The organism is Streptomyces sp. NPDC059696, from assembly GCF_042733745.1.
Lineage (GTDB): Bacteria > Actinomycetota > Actinomycetes > Streptomycetales > Streptomycetaceae > Streptomyces.
On the sequence record NZ_JBHWFG010000023.1, the window covers coordinates 74,603 to 92,172 of the forward strand.

Annotated in this window: 15 protein-coding genes; 8 read left to right on the forward strand and 7 right to left on the reverse strand. The window is 73.3% G+C overall.

Annotation, left to right across the window (positions count from 1 at the left end):
* Positions 1-127: 127 nt before the first annotated feature.
* Positions 128-1,630, reverse strand: coding sequence for a class I adenylate-forming enzyme family protein (locus ACFV20_RS24355; protein ID WP_385659662.1), 1,503 nt, complete (start codon positions 1,628-1,630; stop codon positions 128-130).
* Between the two features lie 101 nt (positions 1,631-1,731).
* On the opposite strand from ACFV20_RS24355, the gene ACFV20_RS24360 reads away from it, so the two are divergent.
* The 4 genes from ACFV20_RS24360 to ACFV20_RS24375 all read left to right on the forward strand — a co-directional run bounded on the left by ACFV20_RS24360 (position 1,732) and on the right by ACFV20_RS24375 (position 6,151).
* Positions 1,732-2,928 (forward strand): amidohydrolase family protein, encoded by a 1,197-nt coding sequence (locus ACFV20_RS24360; protein ID WP_385659663.1) that lies wholly within the window; start codon positions 1,732-1,734, stop codon positions 2,926-2,928.
* On the forward strand, positions 2,928-4,061 hold the full coding sequence (locus ACFV20_RS24365) for an acyl-CoA dehydrogenase family protein (RefSeq protein WP_385659665.1): 1,134 nt from the start codon (positions 2,928-2,930) through the stop codon (positions 4,059-4,061). The genes ACFV20_RS24360 and ACFV20_RS24365 overlap by 1 nt, the downstream gene beginning before the upstream one ends.
* Before the next feature lie 345 nt (positions 4,062-4,406).
* Positions 4,407-5,231 carry an acyl-CoA dehydrogenase family protein gene (locus tag ACFV20_RS24370; RefSeq protein WP_385659743.1) on the forward strand — a complete coding sequence of 275 codons (825 nt, stop codon included), beginning with the start codon at positions 4,407-4,409 and terminating at the stop codon, positions 5,229-5,231.
* 443 nt (positions 5,232-5,674) lie between these two features.
* Positions 5,675-6,151, forward strand: a complete 477-nt coding sequence (locus ACFV20_RS24375; RefSeq protein ID WP_385659745.1) for an ATP-binding protein — start codon at positions 5,675-5,677, stop codon at positions 6,149-6,151.
* Positions 6,152-6,615: 464 nt separating this feature from the next.
* On the opposite strand, the gene ACFV20_RS24380 is transcribed toward ACFV20_RS24375, so the two are convergent.
* Positions 6,616-7,542, reverse strand: coding sequence for a cyclase family protein (locus ACFV20_RS24380; RefSeq protein ID WP_385659668.1), 927 nt, complete (start codon positions 7,540-7,542; stop codon positions 6,616-6,618).
* A gap of 104 nt (positions 7,543-7,646) precedes the next feature.
* Between ACFV20_RS24380 and ACFV20_RS24385 the strand changes: the two genes are divergently transcribed.
* The 3 genes from ACFV20_RS24385 (at position 7,647) to ACFV20_RS24395 (ending at position 10,885) form a co-directional block, all read left to right on the forward strand.
* Positions 7,647-8,561, forward strand: a complete 915-nt coding sequence (locus tag ACFV20_RS24385; protein WP_385659669.1) for an SDR family NAD(P)-dependent oxidoreductase — start codon at positions 7,647-7,649, stop codon at positions 8,559-8,561.
* A gap of 126 nt (positions 8,562-8,687) precedes the next feature.
* The gene (locus ACFV20_RS24390) at positions 8,688-9,836 is read left to right on the forward strand and encodes an acyl-CoA dehydrogenase family protein (RefSeq protein WP_385659670.1); all 1,149 of its coding nucleotides are present in this window, start codon (positions 8,688-8,690) and stop codon (positions 9,834-9,836) included.
* Entirely contained in the window at positions 9,836-10,885 is a 1,050-nt protein-coding gene (locus tag ACFV20_RS24395) for a Zn-dependent alcohol dehydrogenase (protein WP_385659671.1), read from the forward strand. Before ACFV20_RS24390 ends, ACFV20_RS24395 begins: the two co-directional genes overlap by 1 nt.
* Here ACFV20_RS24395 and ACFV20_RS24400 read toward each other — a convergent pair.
* Positions 10,875-11,888: a GlxA family transcriptional regulator gene (locus ACFV20_RS24400; RefSeq protein WP_385659673.1), complete on the reverse strand. Its 1,014-nt coding sequence runs from the start codon at positions 11,886-11,888 to the stop codon at positions 10,875-10,877. The genes ACFV20_RS24395 and ACFV20_RS24400 overlap by 11 nt on opposite strands.
* A 71-nt stretch (positions 11,889-11,959) precedes the next feature.
* Between ACFV20_RS24400 and ACFV20_RS24405 the strand changes: the two genes are divergently transcribed.
* Positions 11,960-13,258, forward strand: coding sequence for an MFS transporter (locus tag ACFV20_RS24405; protein WP_385659674.1), 1,299 nt, complete (start codon positions 11,960-11,962; stop codon positions 13,256-13,258).
* A gap of 12 nt (positions 13,259-13,270) precedes the next feature.
* Here ACFV20_RS24405 and ACFV20_RS24410 read toward each other — a convergent pair whose 3' ends face one another.
* From ACFV20_RS24410 to ACFV20_RS24425, 4 genes are all read right to left on the reverse strand, one after another.
* Positions 13,271-13,738 (reverse strand): hypothetical protein, encoded by a 468-nt coding sequence (locus tag ACFV20_RS24410; protein WP_385659675.1) that lies wholly within the window; start codon positions 13,736-13,738, stop codon positions 13,271-13,273.
* 146 nt (positions 13,739-13,884) lie between these two features.
* On the reverse strand, positions 13,885-14,502 hold the full coding sequence (locus ACFV20_RS24415) for a flavin reductase family protein (protein ID WP_385659677.1): 618 nt from the start codon (positions 14,500-14,502) through the stop codon (positions 13,885-13,887).
* Between the two features lie 41 nt (positions 14,503-14,543).
* A complete protein-coding gene (locus ACFV20_RS24420; protein WP_385659678.1) occupies positions 14,544-15,335 on the reverse strand; it encodes an enoyl-CoA hydratase/isomerase family protein in 792 nt (263 codons plus the stop codon).
* A complete protein-coding gene (locus tag ACFV20_RS24425) occupies positions 15,335-17,560 on the reverse strand; it encodes an acetate--CoA ligase family protein (protein ID WP_385659679.1) in 2,226 nt (741 codons plus the stop codon). Before ACFV20_RS24425 ends, ACFV20_RS24420 begins: the two co-directional genes overlap by 1 nt.
* Positions 17,561-17,570: the final 10 nt, after the last annotated feature.

A 17,570-nucleotide genomic window follows, 5' to 3' on the forward strand; every position in this document is an offset into this window, starting at 1 on the left:
GCTGTCGGTGGTTGTTCGCGCCGTTCCCCGCGCCCCCAGGGGGTCGTTGTTCGCGCGGTTCCCCGCGCCCCCAGGGGGTCGTTGTTCGCGCCGTTCCTCGCGACCCCGGGGGCCTGCCCGCGGCGGGTCACGTGCCCGCGTAGCGCTCGCGGAGCTTGTACTTCAGCACCTTCCGCAGGGTCTCGCCCCGCGGAAGGGCGTCCACCACCTCCAGCCGCTCCGGCAGCTTGTGCACCGACAGGCCCTCGGCGCGCAGGAAGGCGGTGACGTCGGCGAGGGTCAAGGCCCCCGCCCCCGGCGGCTGTTCCACCACCGCGCACACCAGCTCGCCGCGCGCCGCGTCGGGCAGGCCGATCACCGCCGCGTCCCCGACCGCCGGATGCCGGTGCAGCAGGTCCTCGATCTCCTGGGCCGAGATGTTCTCGCCCTTGCGGATGATCACGTCCTTCAGCCGGCCGGTGAGCACCAGGTGCCCGGTGTCCGTGAGCCGGCCGAGATCGCCGGTGCGCAGGAACCCGTCCTCGTCGAAGGCCTCCGCAGTCTGCCCCGGATCCAGATAGCCGCGGCACACGGCCTCCCCGCGCAGCCGCACCTCCCCGTCCACGATCCGGATCTCCATCCCCTGCGGTGGCCGTCCCTCGGTCGTGGCCAGCAGCTCGGGCTCGTCGTCGGGCGCGCCCATGGTGATCATCGGCACCTCGGTCATGCCGTACCCGTGGGTGAGTTGCACGCCCATCTCGCGCACCACGGCGTGGTACAGCTCCGGTGGCTTGGGTGCCCCGCCGCCCGCCAGCAGCCGCAGTGACGGCACCACCGGCTCGCCCGGGCGCTTGCGCTGCTCCGCGAGGAACATCGAGTAGAACGCCGTCGACCCGCCCGCCATGGTCACCCCGTGCGCGCGGTACGCCGCCAGCGCCTCCGGCAGCGCGAACTGCTCGAACAGCACCGCCGGGAAGCCGTACAGCAGCAGCATCACCGTGTAGTCGGGCCCGCCGATGTGGGCGTACGGGAAGGCGATCGAGCCCACGTCCCGTGCCGAGGGGCGCAGCGCGTGCGCCAGGCAGGAACCGCCCGCGAGCAGCGAACGGTCCGTGTGCAGCACGCCCTTGGGGTCGGAGGTCGTGCCGGACGTCCAGTAGATCCAGCGCACGGCGGTGCCGTCGGCGGGCGGCGGAGGCAGCAGGGACGGATCGCCGTCGGGCAGGTCGTCGTAGGCCTCGAAGACGCCCTTCGCGCCGAGCCGCCGGGCCATCTCCGCGTGGTCGAAGCCGCGCCAGGTGCCCGGCACCGCGAAGAACTCGGCCCTCGACTCGCGCAGCGCGAAGCCGACCTCGCGGTCCCGGTAGAAGGGGATCACCGGCGTCTGCACGGCGCCGAGCCGGGCCAGGGCGAAGGACAGCACGGCCGTCTCGATGCGGGTGGGCAACTGCCAGGCGACCACCGTGCCGGGGCGTACGCCCATGCCGTACAGACCGGCCGCGACGCGCTCGGCCCGGGCGTGCAGAGCGCCGAAGGTCAGCGTCCGGTCGTCCTGGAGGAAGAGCGGGCGGCCGGGGGTGAGGGTCGCGCGGCGGGTGACCAGCTCCCACAGCGTGCGGGACGCGCTCAGGGCGTGCGGGGTGTCGTTCACGGCTGCCCCCTTGCTGCTCGGCAGGTCCTTGGCTGACGGGTCGTCAGGTGCGATGCTATCTGACGAGCCATCAGATAAATACCGTCCGGCGGAGGGCACCCATGGCGACCGAACTGCCCCGCATCATCAGCGTCGACGACCACGTGATCGAACCCGCCCACCTCTTCGACACCTGGCTGCCGGCCAAGTACCGCGAGCGCGGTCCCCGGGCGGTGACCGCCGGCATCGGTGAACTCGCCTACGTCGGCGCCACGTACCGCATCACCATGGACCCGGACGGGCCGCCCACCGACTGGTGGGTCTACGAGGACCTGAAGTTCCCGTACAAGCGCAACATCGCCGCCGTCGGCTTCGACCGCGACGCGATGACCCTGGAGGGCATCACCCGCGAGGAGATGCGGCCCGGCTGCTGGGACCCGAAGGAACGCCTGAAGGACATGGACCTCAACCACGTCGAGGCGAGCCTGTGCTTCCCCACCTTCCCGCGCTTCTGCGGCCAGACCTTCGCCGAGGCGCACGACAAGGAGGTCGCCCTCGCCTGTGTGCGCGCCTACAACGACTGGATGGTCGAGGAGTGGTGCGGCGACAGCGGCGGGCGGCTCATCCCGCTGTGCCTGATCCCGCTGTGGGACGTCGGCCTGGCGGTGGGGGAGATCCACCGCAACGCCGCCCGCGGGGTGCGCGCGGTGACCTTCTCCGAGATCCCCACCCACCTCGGACTGCCGTCCATCCACTCCGGCCACTGGGACCCGTTCTTCGCGGCCTGCCAGGAGACCGGGACGGTCGTCAACATGCACATCGGCAGCAGCTCCCAGATGCCCGCCGCCTCCCCGGACGCCCCGCCCGCCGTCCAGGCCTCACTCAGCTTCAACAACGCGATGGCCTCGATGATGGACTTCCTCTTCAGCGGCGTCCTGGTCCGCTTCCCGCGCCTCAAACTGGCCTACTCCGAGGGCCAGATGGGCTGGATCCCCTACGCCCTGGAGCGCGCCGACGACGTCTGGCAGGAGCACCGCGCCTGGGGCGGGGTGCGCGACACCGTCCCGGAGCCGCCGTCCACGTACTACTACCGGCAGATCTTCTGCTGCTTCTTCCGCGACCGGCACGGGGTGGCGTCCCTGGACGTGGTGGGCCGCGACAACGCCACCTTCGAGACCGACTACCCGCACGTCGACTCGACCTTCCCGCACACCAAGGAGGTCGCCCTCGAACACGTCGAGGGCATCGACGACGAGACGGTGTACAAGCTGATGCGGGGCAACGCCATCCGGATGCTCGACCTGGACCTCGACCGCTGATGGACCTGTCGGACACACCCGAGGAGGCCGCCTTCCGGGCCCGGCTGCGGGAGTGGCTCGCGGGGGTGCTCCCCTCGCTCCCGCCCAAGCCGTCCCCCGGCGACTGGCCTGGGCGACGCGCCTACGACCTCGGCTGGCAGCGCCGGCTCCACGACGCCGGGTACGCCGACGTCCACTGGGACGCCTCCCCGACGACCCGCCTGATCTTCCTGGAGGAGACCGAGAAGGCGGGCGCACCCTACGTCGGCGCCAACTTCGTGGGCCTGCTGCACGCCGGTCCGACCATCGCCGCCGAGGGCACCCCGGAGCAGCGGGAGCGCTGGCTGCCGCCGATCCTGCGCGGCGAGGAGGTCTGGTGCCAGGGCTTCAGCGAACCGGACGCCGGGTCCGACCTCGCGGCGCTTCGCACCCGCGCCCGCCGCGACGGCGACGCCTACGTGGTGACCGGCTCCAAGATCTGGACCTCCCACGCGGAAGTCGCCGACTGGTGCGAACTGCTGGTCCGCACCGACCCCGCGGCGCCCAGGCACCGGGGCATCACCTGGCTGGCGATGCCCATGGACGCCCCCGGCATCACCGTACGGCCGCTGCGGACGCTCGCCGGTTCGGCCGAGTTCGCCGAGGTGTTCCTGGACGAGGTGCGGGTGCCGGTGGCGAACCGGGTCGGGGACGAGGGCGACGGCTGGCGCGTGACCATGGTGACGCTGTCCTTCGAACGCGGCACGGCGTTCGCGGGCGAGGTCGTGGCCTGCCGGCGCGTGCTGGCCGAACTGGCCGTCGAGGCCCGCAAGAACGGCCGGTGGGACGACCCGGCACTGCGGCGCCGGCTGGGCGTGCTGCACGCCGAGTTCCGGGCACTGTGGCGGCTCACGCAGTGGAACGTCAGCGCGGCGGAGGCGACGGGCGGAGTGCCGGGCGCCTCCGGCTCCGTTTTCAAGCTCCGCTACTCGCACGCCCGCCAGGAGCTCTACGACACCGCCGCCGCGGTCCTGGGGCCCGACTGCCTGGACCTGGACCGCCCGTGGACCCTCGACCGGCTGTCCGCCCTGTCCTACACCATCGCGGCCGGCACCTCGCAGATCCAGCACGACATCATCGCCGAGCGCATCCTCGGCCTGCCCAGGGGACGGTGAGCCGCCGTGCGCTTCCGGCTGACGGACGACCAGCGCGCACTACGGGACGGCGTGCGCGAGGTGCTCGCGCGACGGTTCGACGCCCAGGCGCTGCGCGCGGCGGTGGAGGCGGCCGGTGGGGGTGCTGCCGGGGAGGGCCGCGCGGACGGGGGTGGCGCTGACGGGGGTGGCGCTGACGGGGGTTGTGAGGGCGGGGGTGGTGCAGCCGGGGCCGGTGTGGGGCGTGAGGTTGCAGGTGGTGGTGACGGGGCCGGTGTGAGGCGTGAGGTTGCAGGTGGTGGTGACGGGGTCGGTGTGAGGCGTGTGGTTGCGGAGGGTGACGACAGAGCGAGTGCGGGGCGGGTGATCGGCCGTGGTGGTGGCGACGGCGGTGGTGCTGCCGGGCGTGGGGGTGGGGGGCCGCGGGTGGATCGGGGGCTGTGGCGGGGGCTCGGGGAGCTCGGGTTCTTCGCTCTGCGGCTGCCGGAGGCGGAGGGCGGGGTCGGACTCGGGCTGCCGGAGGCCGTGTTGGTGTTCGAGGAGGCCGGGCGGGCGCTGCTGCCCGGGCCGCTCGTCGCCACCCACCTCGCGGCCGGAGCCGTACCGGGCGCGGCCACCGGGGAGACGGTCGTGGCGGCCGTGGACGGCGGGCTCGTGGAATGGCTGACGGAGGCGGACGTCGTCCGCGGGGACGCCGCCGGGGCCGTGCCCCTGCGCTCGGTCGACCCGCTGACGCCCCTGCACCGCGTACCCGCCCGCCGCCCCGCGCCCGACCCCGTCGCGATCCTGCTCACCGCGGCCGAGCAACTCGGCACGGCCGCCCGCGTCTGCGAACTCGCGGCGCAACACGCCCGGGTGCGCGAGCAGTTCGGCCGGCCCGTCGGGGCCTTCCAGGCGGTGGCACACCTGTGCGCCGGGATCCTGGTCCGGACCGAGACGGCCCGCGCCGCGGTCTACGCCGCCGCCGTCACCGGCGACCCGGCCGACATCGCGGCGGCCCGGCTCCTCGCCGACGAGGCCGCCGTGCGCGGCGCCCGCGACTGTCTCCAGGTGCACGGCGGCATGGGCTTCACCTGGGAGTCCGAGGTCCATCTGCATCTGAAACGCGCATGGGTTCGAACCCAGCGTGCGGGCGGTGTGACGGTGAGTGAGGAGCTGCTCGCGGCGGCTCTGGCGTCCGAAACGGTCTGACGGGCCGTCTGGCTGCGGTGTCGCCGTACGCCCTCCGGGAGATGTCACGGATCGTGGCACAGCGGCATCACGGAGCGTTGATATCGGCTTGTGTCCTCAGTGTGACTCGTTACGGCCTGGAGTCGATTGCCGGCTCCGGTACCTTGTGTCAGATGCGAGTGGCTCCGAGCGCAGTGCGACCCCGTGGCGCCGCCTGTTCGACTGCCCGCGGCGAGCGTCGCACAGTATGCCGCACAGGTACTCCTTCGCGCTGGAATATGCCCGAAGCGCTTGTTGACGTGACTGTACGTCAACCATGCTGTCCCACAAGGGATTCACGTTCCGTGATCCTCGTCCCGGCCGTTGTTCTGGCCATGCAGAAAATGGCTACGATCGTGGCCCTCGTGAGGCGCGAGCCTAAGTGTCCGCCGGTTCGGATGGTGTGAGCGGTGCAGGTGCTTCAAGTGCAGCTGGAGATCCGGCCCGACCCCGCAGAAGTGGGGCGAGCCCGGCGGTGGGCCCGCTCCCGCCTGGCCGGGTCCGGCATACAGGCCGATGAACCCCTCGCCGAGACGCTGATCCTGCTCGTGTCCGAGCTCGTCACCAACGCCGTCGTGCACACCGGCCGTGCCGCTGTCCTGCGGCTGTCCCTGCCTCCCGTGGTGACGGAGGAGGCCACCGTCCGTCTCGAGGTCGCGGACCGCAGCGGCCGGGCCCCCGTGCCCCGGTGCGCCGGTGACGACGCGACCGGCGGACGGGGCTTGGCGCTCGTCGACGGCCTCGCCGACCGCTGGGGATGGAGCGTCGAGGCCACCGGCAAGCGCATCTGGTGCGAACTGGACCGCTGCCCGAAGTCCCGCGATCTCACGACCCCGTGCGGTGGCGCGGCGGCGTACGGCGGCGGAGCGGCCTACGAGGGGCTGGCGTACGAGGCGGTGTAGGGGCCCCGCTCGTCGCCCGCGTCCGCCGGTCGCGGTGTGCGGCGGCACATGCCGCGGGTGCGTGCGGCGGGGCCGGGGCACGGGTGCATGACGTCGGCGGGTTCCGGCAGGGCATGCGGCGATGCGCCGGGACGTGCTTCCGTGCGCGCCTCCGGCAAAAGCCGCAGAAGCGGCATTTCCCCGAAAGGCTGTTGACGGCTCGTGACCGCTTGCTCACGCTTGGGGGCAGCGATTCGCCGAGAGGGGACGACGAGGGCTTCGGTGGACGGCAGCCCTCGGCGAGTGTGAGTCGTGATTCGGCGTCGGCTCCCTTCAGGGTCGGGGAGCCGGGGCGGGAGCGCCGGAGTCGGGTGGCGGCGCGCGCTGCCGTGCTCGGGGCGAGCAGCGCGGCGCCGCCATCCAGCTGCGGCGGTGGCGGCCCGGTGCGGCGACGAGTCCCGCCGCCCGCCGGTCCGCGGGGCCGTCTACAGGACGGCGACGGGTGCCACCGGTGAGCCGGTCGCCCCGGTGAACGGCTCGGGGGTCGCCGTCAGCAGGAACGCGTACCGGCCCGCTTCTCCACAGGCTGTGGACAACTTTTCGAGATTCCAGTTCTGGCCCTGTGGCATGCCCATCTCCACGAGGTGGAGCGCGTGCACCGGCAGCCAGAGGTCCTCCACCTCCGGCGGGAACACCTCGAAGGTCAGGGTGTCGTTGGCGACGGCCGCGACGTCGCGCGCGTGGAACCACTCCGGCGTACGGATCGACAGCCCCGGCGACGGATACGCGTAGCCGTGCCGGTCCCCGGCCAGGAGGCTCCGGATCTGCCCGGTCCGCACGAGCACGACGTCACCGGCCCGCACCCGGGTGCCGGCCAGTTCCTCCGCGGCGTCCAGATCCTCGGGCGTGACGGCGTACCCGCCGTCGAGCCGCTCGGTGGCCCGGGCCCGGGCGACGTCCAGCAGCACTCCCCGTGAGACGACGTGCCGCACCGTGCCGATGCCGCTGAAGCCGGCGCCGCCGTGCGGGGTGACGGTGTGCGCCGGGCGGCCGTTGTAGAGCCGGCCCGAGTGCGAGACGTGGGGCAGCGCGTCCCAGTGGGTGGCCGCCTGGAGTCCCATGGTCACGATGTCGTCGCTGCACGCGACCGTGCCCGGCCCGAAGACCTCCTGGTTGATCTGCACCATGGTGTGCAGGGGGTTGACGCGGCCGGGGATCGCTCCGGTCTGCACGCCGTCCTGCTGGAGGGGCAGGGCCAGCGGGACGCGGAGGCCGGTGCGGACGGCCGCCGCCGCCTCCCGGACGACCTCGTCGGTGATCAGGTTCAGTGTGCCGATCTCGTCGTCGGCACCCCAACGCCCCCAGTTGTTCACGCGCTTGGCGATGTCGTGGAACGCGTCCGGCAGCGACATGAGTCCTCCCCGGGGCTTGTCTTCCCGTATCTGACGGGTCGTAGAATTCGGGAACCGACAATCTAACGGTCCGTCAGAAACCGTGGGACGGGAAGGGGCCGGGCGTGGGGAACTTCTTGGCAGGCAAGGTCGTCGCCGTCACGGGTGCCGGGCGCGGCATCGGCCGGGCGGTCGCGCGCGCCGCGGCGGCCGAGGGGGCGAAGGTCGTCGTCAACGACTACGGGGTCGCCGTCGACGGTGCCTCACCGGCGAGCGAGGTCGCCGAGGCCGTCGTCAAGGAGATCGAGGCGGCGGGCGGGGAGGCGGTGGCCGTCGCCGACGACATCTCCACGATGGCGGGCGGGCAACGGGTCGTCGACGTGGCGCTGGCGTGCTACGGGCGGCTGGACGGGGTCGTCTGCGTGGCCGGGATCCTGCGGGAGCGGATGCTGTTCAACATGACCGAGGAGGAGTGGGACCCGGTCGTCGCGACGCACCTGAAGGGCACGTTCACGGTGTTCCGGGCGGCCTCGGCGGTGATGCGCGGGCAGCGCTCCGGGACGCTGATCGGCTTCACCAGCGGCAACCACCAGGGGTCGGTGTCGCAGGCCAACTACAGCGCGGCGAAGGGCGGGATCATCTCGCTGGTGCGCAGCGCGGCGCTCGGGCTGCACAAGTACGGGGTGACCGCGAACGCGGTGGCGCCGGTCGCGCGGACCCGGATGTCGGCGGGGGTGCCGACGGAACTGGCGGAGATCGGGGAGCCGGAGGACGTCGCCGCGCTGGTGGTGTACCTGCTGTCCGACGCGGCCTCCCGGGAGGGGATCACCGGGCAGGTTTACACGGTCGCTGGGGCGAAGATCGCGGTGTGGGCGCAGCCGAGGGAGCTGCGGGCCGCGTACGCCTCCGGCGGGTGGACCGTGGAGGGGATCGCTCAGTTCCTGCCCGGCTCGGTGGGGGTGGATCCGATGCCGATGCTGGAGCGGGTGCGGGAGATGGAGAGGGCGGCGGCTCGGGGGGAGCGGCCGAACGCCCAATAGCTCGGGGGGCTGTGTGGCGGGTGCGGGTGCGGGTGGGGTGTGGCTGGTCGGGCGGTTCCCCGCGCCCCTGAGGGGGTCGCCCCGCTGCCCCTGTGCAAAGACGTGGCCAATCTGAGGCGGTCGAGCGTGGAGTTCGGGTTCGGGCAAGAGGATGAGGACTTTCGCGCCGAGGCGCGCGACTGGTTGATGGCGCATGCCAAGGATGCTCAGGACCGCCGCACTTGGGAACGCACCCTCGGCGCGGCCGGGTGGATCGGGCTCGGGTGGGGCGAGGACGGTTACGGGAACCGCCGGGCCACCCTCACCCAGCAGGTCGTCTGGGCCGAGGAGTACGCGCGGTCGGGGGCGCCGCCGCGGTCCGGGCACATCGGGGAGAACCTGCTCGCGCCCACGCTCCTCGCCCACGGCAGCGACGAGCAGAAGTCCCGGTTCCTCCCGCCGATCGCCGCCGGTGACGAACTCTGGTGCCAGGGCTACAGCGAACCCGGCGCCGGATCCGATCTGGCCGGGATCCGTACCGCGGCCGTGCGCGAGCCGGACGGCCGTACGTACCGCGTCACCGGGCAGAAGATCTGGACGTCGCTCGCACACCTGGCGGACTGGTGTTTCGTGCTGGCCAGGACCGAGCCCGGCTCGGCGCGGCACCACGGGCTGAGCTTCCTGCTCGTGCCCATGGACCAGCCCGGCCGCATCGAGGTCCGCCCCATCCGCCAGATGACCGGCACCAGCGACTTCAACGAGGTCTTCTTCGACGGCGCCCGCGCGGAGCACGTCGTCGGCGGGGCGGGCGACGGCTGGCGCGTCGCCATGAGCCTGCTCGGCTTCGAACGCGGAGTGTCCACGCTGGCCCAGCAGATCTGCTTCGCCGGGGAACTGGGCGCGGTGGTGCGGGCGGCCGTGGAGTCGGGCGCGGTGCGGGACCCCGTCGTACGGGAACGGCTCGTGTGGCAGTGGGCCGAGCTGCGCACGATGCGCTGGAACGCCCTGCGCACCCTGGGGGGTTCGGCTGACGCGGGCGCCCCGAGCGTGGCCAAGCTGCTGTGGGCCGGCTGGCACCAGCGGCTCGGGGAACTGGCGGTGCTGGTGCGGGGCGCGGAGGCGGCCGTGGGTCCCGGCGACTGGTCGGCCTCCGAGCCGTACGCACTGGACGCCGCCCAGCACCTGTTCCTGTTCTCGCGGGCCGACACGATCTACGGCGGCTCGGACCAGATCCAGCGCACGATCATCGCCGAGCGCGTGCTCGGTCTGCCCAGGGAGCCCAAGGGGGCCGTGTGATGCGAGGCGTGATCTTCGACGGGAAGCAGGTCCGGGTCGTGAGGGACCTGGAGGTGCGGGAGCCGGGGCCGGGCGAGGTGCGGGTGGCGATCGCGGCGGCCGGGCTGTGCCACAGCGATCTGTCGGTGGTGGACGGGACCATACCCTTCCCCGTTCCCGTGGTGCTGGGCCATGAGGGGGCCGGGGTCGTGGAGGCGGTGGGTGGGGGCGTCACCCATGTCGCGCCCGGTGACCATGTGGCGCTGTCCACCCTGGCGAACTGCGGTACGTGCGCGGACTGCGACCGTGGACGGCCCACCATGTGCCGGCGGGCCATCGGACGCCCGGGCCGGCCGTTCCGCCACGGCGGCTCGCCGGTGCACCAGTTCGCGTCCAACTCGGCGTTCGCCGAACGCACGGTGGTCAAGGCCGTGCAGGCGGTCCCGATCCCCGGCGACGTGCCGATGACGTCGGCGGCGCTCATCGGGTGCGGGGTGCTGACGGGCGTGGGCGCCGTGCTGAACCGGGCGCGGGTGGACCGCGGCGACAGCGTCCTGGTCATCGGCACGGGCGGCATCGGCCTGAACGTGCTCCAGGGGGCCCGGCTGGCGGGCGCCGGGCGGATCGTCGCCGTCGACGCCAACCCGGCCAAGGAGGAGGCGGCGCGGCGGTTCGGCGCGACCGACTTCCTCCCCTCGGCCGAGGGCGTGCGCGACCTCCTGCCCACGGGCGTGGACCACGCCTTCGAGTGCGTCGGCCGCGTGGAGCTGATCCGCCAGGCGATCGACGCGCTGGACCGGCACGGCCAGGCCGTCCTGCTCGGGGTCCCGCCCGCCACGGCCGAGGCGTCCTTCCGCGTCTCCTCCCTGTACCTCGACAAGTCCGTCCTGGGCTGCCGCTACGGCTCCTCCCGCCCCCAGCGGGACATCGCCCTGTACGCCGGGCTGTACCGCCGGGGGTGCCTCCTGCTCGACGAACTGGTCACCCGGACCTACCCGGTGGAGGACTTCGAGAAGGCGGCCGCCGACGCGGAGGCGGGGCGGGTGGCGCGGGCGGTGCTCACGTTCTGACGGCGCCGGCGGGGTCGTTCTCCGCCCGGAACGTGCGCCGGTAGGCGGTGGGGGTGACCCCGAGGGCCGACTGGAGGTGCTGGCGCATCGACTGGGCCGTGCCGAAGCCCGCGTCCCGGGCCACCTGGTCGACGGAGCGGTCGGTGGACTCCAGGAGGTGGCGGGCCCGCTCCACGCGCTGCTGGGTGAGCCACTGGCCGGGGCTGACGCCGGTCTCCTCACGGAAGCGGCGGGTGAAGGTGCGTACGGACATGGACTCCTGGGCGGCCATGTCCCGCAGCTGGATCGGCTCGTGGAGACGGCCCAGGGCCCAGGCGCGCGCCGAGGTCGTGGTCGCCTGCTGCGGATCGGGCACGGGCCGGTGGATGTACTGCGCCTGACCGCCGTCGCGGTGCGGCGGTACCACCGTGCGGCGGGCCACGTCGTTGGCGACCGCCGTGCCGTGGTCGCGGCGCACCATGTGCAGGCACAGGTCGATGCCGGCCGCGACACCGGCGGAGGTCAGCACGTCGCCGTCGTCGATGAACAGGACGTCGGGGTCGACCTCGATCCGCGGGAACAGGCGCTGGAGGCGGTCGGCGTCGGCCCAGTGCGTGGTGGCCGGCCGGCCGTCGAGGAGACCGGCGGCGGCGAGGACGTAGACGCCGGTGCAGATCGAGGCGAGCCGGGTGCCCGGGCGGATGTGCGCGAGGGCGGCGGCCAGTTCGCCGGTGAGCACGCCCTGCTCGAAGACCGGGCCCAGTTCGTACGACGCCGGGACGATCACCGTGTCGGCGGTGGCCAGGGCCTCGGGGCCGTGCTCGACCTGGACGGCGAAGTCGGCGTCGGTCCGCACCGGGCCCGGCGGGCGGACGGAGCAGGTGACGACGTCGTACAGCAGGCGTCCCTGGGCGTCCCGGGGGCGGCCGAAGATGCGGTGCGGGATGCCCAGTTCGAAGGGGAGCAGCCCGTCGAGGGCGAGGACGACCACGCGGTGCGGGCGGAACTCCGGGGCAGGGTGCATGGCCCGATCCTAGCGAATGCTGTCCTTCGGGCCACTCGATGGAGCGCGGCGCAGGCCGGAAGCTCTATGTCGTGACCCAGACAACCGAAGCAGCGTCCGTCCAGCAGCCGCCGAAGCCGACCCGGGCGCGCGTGCACCGCGCCTGGTTCGTCGCCGCCGTGACCTTCGTGACGATCATCGGTGCCGCCGCCTTCCGTTCCGTGCCGGGCCTGCTCATCGACCCGCTGCACGCCGAGTTCGACTGGTCGCGCGGCACGATCGGCGCCGCCGTCTCGGTGAATCTCGCGCTGTACGGTCTGACGGCCCCGTTCGCGGCGGCCCTGATGGACCGCTTCGGCATCCGCCGGGTCGTCGCGGTCGCCCTGACGGTGATCGCCGCCGGGTCCTGGCTCACCGTGTGGATGACCGCGGCCTGGCAGCTGATGCTGTGCTGGGGGCTGCTGGTGGGCCTCGGCTCCGGCTCCATGGCGCTGGCCTTCGCGGCGACCGTCACCAACCGCTGGTTCACCCAGCGGCGTGGCCTCGTCAGCGGCATCCTCACCGCCGCCTCGGCCTCCGGCCAGCTGATCTTCCTGCCCCTGCTGTCCTGGATCATCGACCGCTACGACTGGCGCCCGGCGGCCGTGACGGTCGCGCTCGCCGCCCTCGCGGTCGTGCCGTTCGTGTGGCTCCTGCTGCACGACCACCCGGCGGACGTGGGCCAGAAGCCGTACGGCGCCACCGCGTTCGTGCCGAAGCCGCCGCCCGTCCCCGGCGCCGCCCGCCGGGCCGTGACCGTGCTGCTGTCCGCCGTGCGCACCGGCCCGTTCTGGCTGCTCGCCGGCACCTTCGCGATCTGCGGCGCGTCCACCAACGGCCTGATCCAGACGCACTTCATCCCCGCCGCCCACGACCACCACATGCCCGTCCGGGCCGCCGCGTCCCTGCTCGCGGTCATCGGGATCTTCGACGTCGTCGGCACGATCGCCTCCGGCTGGTTCACGGACCGCTTCGAGCCGCGCCGCCTGCTGGCGGTGTACTACGCGCTGCGGGGCGTCTCGCTGATGTTCCTCCCGCTCCTGCTGGGCCCCGCGGTCCACCTTCCGATGGTCTTCTTCATCGTCTTCTACGGCCTCGACTGGGTCGCCACGGTCCCGCCCACCCTCGCCCTGTGCCGCGAGCAGTACGGAGAGGACAGCGCGATCGTCTTCGGCTGGGTCCTGGCCTCCCACCAGATCGGAGCGGCTCTCGTCGCCTTCCTGGGCGGTGTCGCGCGCGACACGTTCGGCACGTACGACGTCGTCTGGTACGCCTCCGGTGCCCTGTGCGCGGCGGCGGCCCTGATGGCCCTGGTGATCCGGCGCCGGCCGCTGCTCGTGACGGCGGCCTGAACCCGGCGGCCGTCAGGCGCGGTTCAGCCGTGCGAGGCCCGCCCGGGCAGTGCTGCGGATCCGCTTCGTCCGCCCGCGCTCGGCGAGGACGCCGAGGGCCTCGGGGCTCGCCCCGGCCGCGGTCCTCAGCTGGAGCCAGTCGGAGGCGGCCAGCAGGTCGTCCCGACGCCAGGGCAGCCCGAGCGCCACGGACCGGAACAGCGCCCACTCCTCCAGACGCCGCAGCAGAAAGGGCCGGCCCCCCACCGCCCGGGCCATGGCCACGGCCCACTCCTGCCAGACGGGTTCGGGCCAGAGCTCCGCTGCGCGGCGATCGAGGTGCCGCACCACGGCGGCCTGGGCCATCACCTGGTCCGGATCGGTGAGGACCCGTCCCACCAGCCCGGTCTCGTCACCGTCGGCGGCCTGTTCCAGCTCGGCCAGATACCCGGCGTATCGCGCGTGCTCAGCGGGCTCCTCCGCGCCGTCCTCGGTGTGCATGGCTCCGCTCTCCCGGTTCAGCCGGAACGCTCCGGCCGGTCGCCCTATTCTGAAGGGAGCTGCCGCACTGCCTCGAACGGTGAGTCGATGACACCCGGCATGGCCTCGCGATCATGTCGCTGTGGCGGCTGACGGCGGTGTGAGCCCTACGACGGCGACAGCCGGGTGAACCGCCCCTGGTGGAACAGGAGGGGGCCGTCCGGGGTGGTGCCCGTGCCGAGGGTGTGGACGCGGCCGACCACGATGAGGTGGTCGCCGCCGGTGTGGACGGCGTGGATCGTGCAGTCGATCCAGGCGACGGCGCCCGACAGCCGTGGAGCGCCCGACACCGGCGCCGCGTCGTACGCCACCCCGGCGAACTTGTCCGCGCCGCTCACCGCGAAGGCCCGGCACAACTCGCCCTGGTCCGCTGCCAGGACGTTGACGCAGAACACCCCGGCGCGGGCGATGTGCGGCCAGGTCGTCGACGTGCGGCCCACCATGAAGGCGACCAGCGGCGGGTCGAGGGAGAGGGAGGTGAAGGACTGGCAGGCGAAACCGGCGGGGGAGCCGCCGTCGGAGGCCGGGGGTGCCGTGATCACGGCCACGCCCGTGGCGAAGTTCCCGAGGACCCTGCGGAACTCCCGGGCGTCCAGGGGAGCGCGTTCGTCGGCGCCGACGCACCTCAACTCGGGGCGGGGCAGCGGCTCGACGGGCTCCGGGGCGGCGGTGCGGACCGACCTGAGGTAGCGGACGGCGGCCTCCGCCATCCCTGCTTGTCCCATCACCCCGTCATTGAAGCTGACGTACCGTCAGATAGGAAGGGTCAGCGGCCCCTGAACTCCGGGCTCCGCCGCTCCACGAAGCTCCGCACGCCCTCCTGCGCGTCCGCCGTCGTCATGTTGATCTCCTGCGCCGCGGCCTCGGCGGCGAAGGCGCCGGCGCGGTCGGTGTCGAGGGAGGCGTTGACGAGCTGCTTGGTCAGGGCGAGAGCGCGGGTGGGGCCGCCGGCGAGGCGCTCGGCCCAGGCATGCGCCGTCTTCTCCAGTTCGTCGTCCCGTACGACCCGGTTGACCAGCCCGAGACGTTCGGCGTCCGGGGCGGTGAGCGCGTCGCCGAAGAACATCAGCTCCTTCGCGCGCTGCGGGCCGACGAGGCGGGGGAGGAGAAAGGCACCGCCCCCGTCGGGGACCAGCCCACGGCGTACGAACACCTCGATGAAACGGGCGGATGCGGCCGCGAGGACCAGGTCGCAGGCGAACGCGAGGTGCGCGCCGAGGCCGGCCGCCGTGCCGTTCACCGCCGCGATCACCGGCTTCTCGCAGTCGAGCACGGCGGCGATCAGACGCTGGGCCCCGGTGCGCAGGGTGCGGGCGACGTCGCCCGCGAGGCGTTCGCCGGGAGTGCCGGCACCCCGGAGGTCCGCCCCGGCGCAGAAGCCGCGCCCCGCCCCCGTGATCACCACGGCCCGTACCTCCGCCGTGGCCGACGCCTGCGACAGCAGCCCGATGACCTCCTCGCGCTGCCCGGGCGTCAGGGCGTTGAGGCTCTCGGGCCGGTTGAGGGTGACGGTGAGGACCTGGTCCGTGGTCGTGTGCAGCACCGCGGGCCCCGGCATCAGCGGCACACCGCCAGCGCGTCCAGTGCCACGGCGCCCTGACCCTGCGGCAGCACCATCAGCGGGTTGATGTCCAGTTCCGCCAGCTGGTCGTCGAGTTCCAGGGCCATGCGCTGCACCCGCAGGACGACCTCGACCAGCGCGTCCAGGTCCGCCGGCGGCCGCCCCCGCACCCCGTCGAGCAGGGCCCGGCCGCGCAGCCCGGCGAGCATGTCCCGTGCCTGCTCCTCCCCGAAGGGCGGCACCCCCACCGCCGTGTCCCGCAGCACCTCGACCAGTACACCGCCGAGCCCGACGGTCACGGTCGGGCCGAACAGGTCGTCGTGGGCGACACCGATGACCATCTCCACGCCCTGTTCGACCATCTGGCACACCAGGACGCCGTCCAGGGCGACGTCCTCGTAGCGGGCGATGTCGGTCAGCTCGCGGTAGGCGTCGCGGACCTGGCTGGCCGAGGTCAGCCCGATCTTCACCAGCCCCAGCTCCGTCTTGTGGGCGATCCGGGCGCCGGAGGCCTTCATCACCACCGGGTAGCCCACGAGCCCGGCCGCCCGGACGGCCGCCGCCGCGCTGGTCACCAGCTGCTCGCGCGGCACCCGGATGCCGTACGCCCGCAGCAGCTGCTTCGCCGCGTGCTCGCTGAGCTGTCCGCCCGGGTGCATCAGGGCCTGTGCCTTGCGGTAGGACGGCGAGAGGGTGCGTGGGGCCTCGTCGAAGGGGGAGCGGTAGGCGGCCGTGAAGCGGTGGTGGTCGAGGTGGGCGCGGACGGCGGTGAGGCAGTTGCCGACCGTGCGGAAGGTGGCCACCCGGGAGGAGCCGAGCAGGACCTCGCGGTAGGCGGGCTCGGTGCCGACCGGCGACCCCCACACCACGCAGACGAGCTTGTCGGTCTGCTCGGCCGCGTCCACCAGGTCCCGCACGAGCCGGTCGCTGAGCGGCGGGAACGGCCCGGTGACCGGGCAGATCAGCACGCCCACGGCAGGGTCGGCGAGAATCGCGTCGATGATCTTCCGGCCGCGTTCGTCCCCGACCGGGTGCCCGCCGTTGTCGACCGGGTTGGCGACGGACAGGTACGCGGGGATCCACTGGTGCAGCTCGGTCTGTTTCGCCTCGGACAGGACCGGCAGCTTCAGGCCCGTCGCGGTCGCCAGGTCGGCGACGTGCGCGCCCGTGCCGCCGGAGATGGAGTAGACGACGACGCCGTCGGCCCGCGGCGGCCGGGCCCGGGCCAGGAGGGCGGCGGTGTCCTGGAGTTCGTCGAGTCCGTCGACGCGGATCACGCCGTACTGGCGCAGCGCCGCGTCCACCACCGCGTCCGCGCCGGTCAGTGTGCCGGTGTGGGAGGCGGCCGTGCGGGCGCCGGTCTCGGTGCGGCCCACCTTGACGGCGACGACCGGCACCCCGCGCCGGGCGGCCCGGTCGGCGGCGAGCAGGAAGGCACGGCCGTCCTTGAGTCCTTCGAGGTAGCAGGCGATGGCGCCGACCTCGGGCTGCTCGGCGAAGTAGGACAGGAAGTCGGCGCTGTCCAGGTCGGCCTCGTTGCCGGTGGGGGCCCAGTGGGACAGGCGGATGCCGAGTTCCTGGAGGGCGAAGACGGGGCGGCCCTGGTGCCCGGACTGGGTGATCAGCGCGATCGCCGGGCCCTGGAGGTCCTCGCGGAACCGCTCGAAGGCGTTGAGGTTGGTGTTGGGACCCAGCAGCCGCATCCCGGACTGCTCCACGGCGGCGGCCAGCCGGCGCTGGGCGGCCTCGCCCTCGGGGCCGGTCTCCGCGAACCCGGACGCGAAGACGACCGCGAACCGCGCCTTGGCGTCGGCCAGTTCCTCGATCACCGGCAGGGGGTCGCCGACCAGCACCACGGCGAGATCGACCTGCTCGGGCAGGGCGGCGACGGAAGGGGAGCAGGGGATGCCGAAGACGGCCGGCCGACTGGGATGCACCGGGTGCAGCCGGGCGCCGACCCGCTCCGCCCAGTCGGCCAGTTGCCGCGTGATGCCGGTGTTCGGGCGGCCCTCGGCGTCCGAGGCGCCGACCACGGCGACGGAGCGGGGGTGGAAGAAGCGGTCCAGATCGGGTACGCCGGCGTGCAGCGGCCGTCCGCTGACGTCCAGGTCGCCCGCCTGGGCCGGTCTGCCGTGCACGGCCGGGCCGGACCGCTCGCCACAGGCGATGGCCCGGGTCCGGCGGGAGTCGGTGGTGAGGGTGCCGTGGGTCGATCCAAGCATCGTTTCCGCC

Coding starts and splice junctions, on each gene's coding strand:
- ACFV20_RS24415 (WP_385659677.1), bottom strand. CDS start 14,502: ATGGGACAAGCAGGGATGGCGGAGGCCGCCGTCCGCTACCTCAGGTCG.
- ACFV20_RS24365 (WP_385659665.1), top strand. CDS start 2,928: ATGGACCTGTCGGACACACCCGAGGAGGCCGCCTTCCGGGCCCGGCTG.
- ACFV20_RS24380 (WP_385659668.1), bottom strand. CDS start 7,542: ATGTCGCTGCCGGACGCGTTCCACGACATCGCCAAGCGCGTGAACAAC.
- ACFV20_RS24395 (WP_385659671.1), top strand. CDS start 9,836: ATGCGAGGCGTGATCTTCGACGGGAAGCAGGTCCGGGTCGTGAGGGAC.
- ACFV20_RS24410 (WP_385659675.1), bottom strand. CDS start 13,738: ATGCACACCGAGGACGGCGCGGAGGAGCCCGCTGAGCACGCGCGATAC.
- ACFV20_RS24425 (WP_385659679.1), bottom strand. CDS start 17,560: ATGCTTGGATCGACCCACGGCACCCTCACCACCGACTCCCGCCGGACC.
- ACFV20_RS24400 (WP_385659673.1), bottom strand. CDS start 11,888: ATGCACCCTGCCCCGGAGTTCCGCCCGCACCGCGTGGTCGTCCTCGCC.
- ACFV20_RS24360 (WP_385659663.1), top strand. CDS start 1,732: ATGGCGACCGAACTGCCCCGCATCATCAGCGTCGACGACCACGTGATC.
- ACFV20_RS24420 (WP_385659678.1), bottom strand. CDS start 15,335: ATGCCGGGGCCCGCGGTGCTGCACACGACCACGGACCAGGTCCTCACC.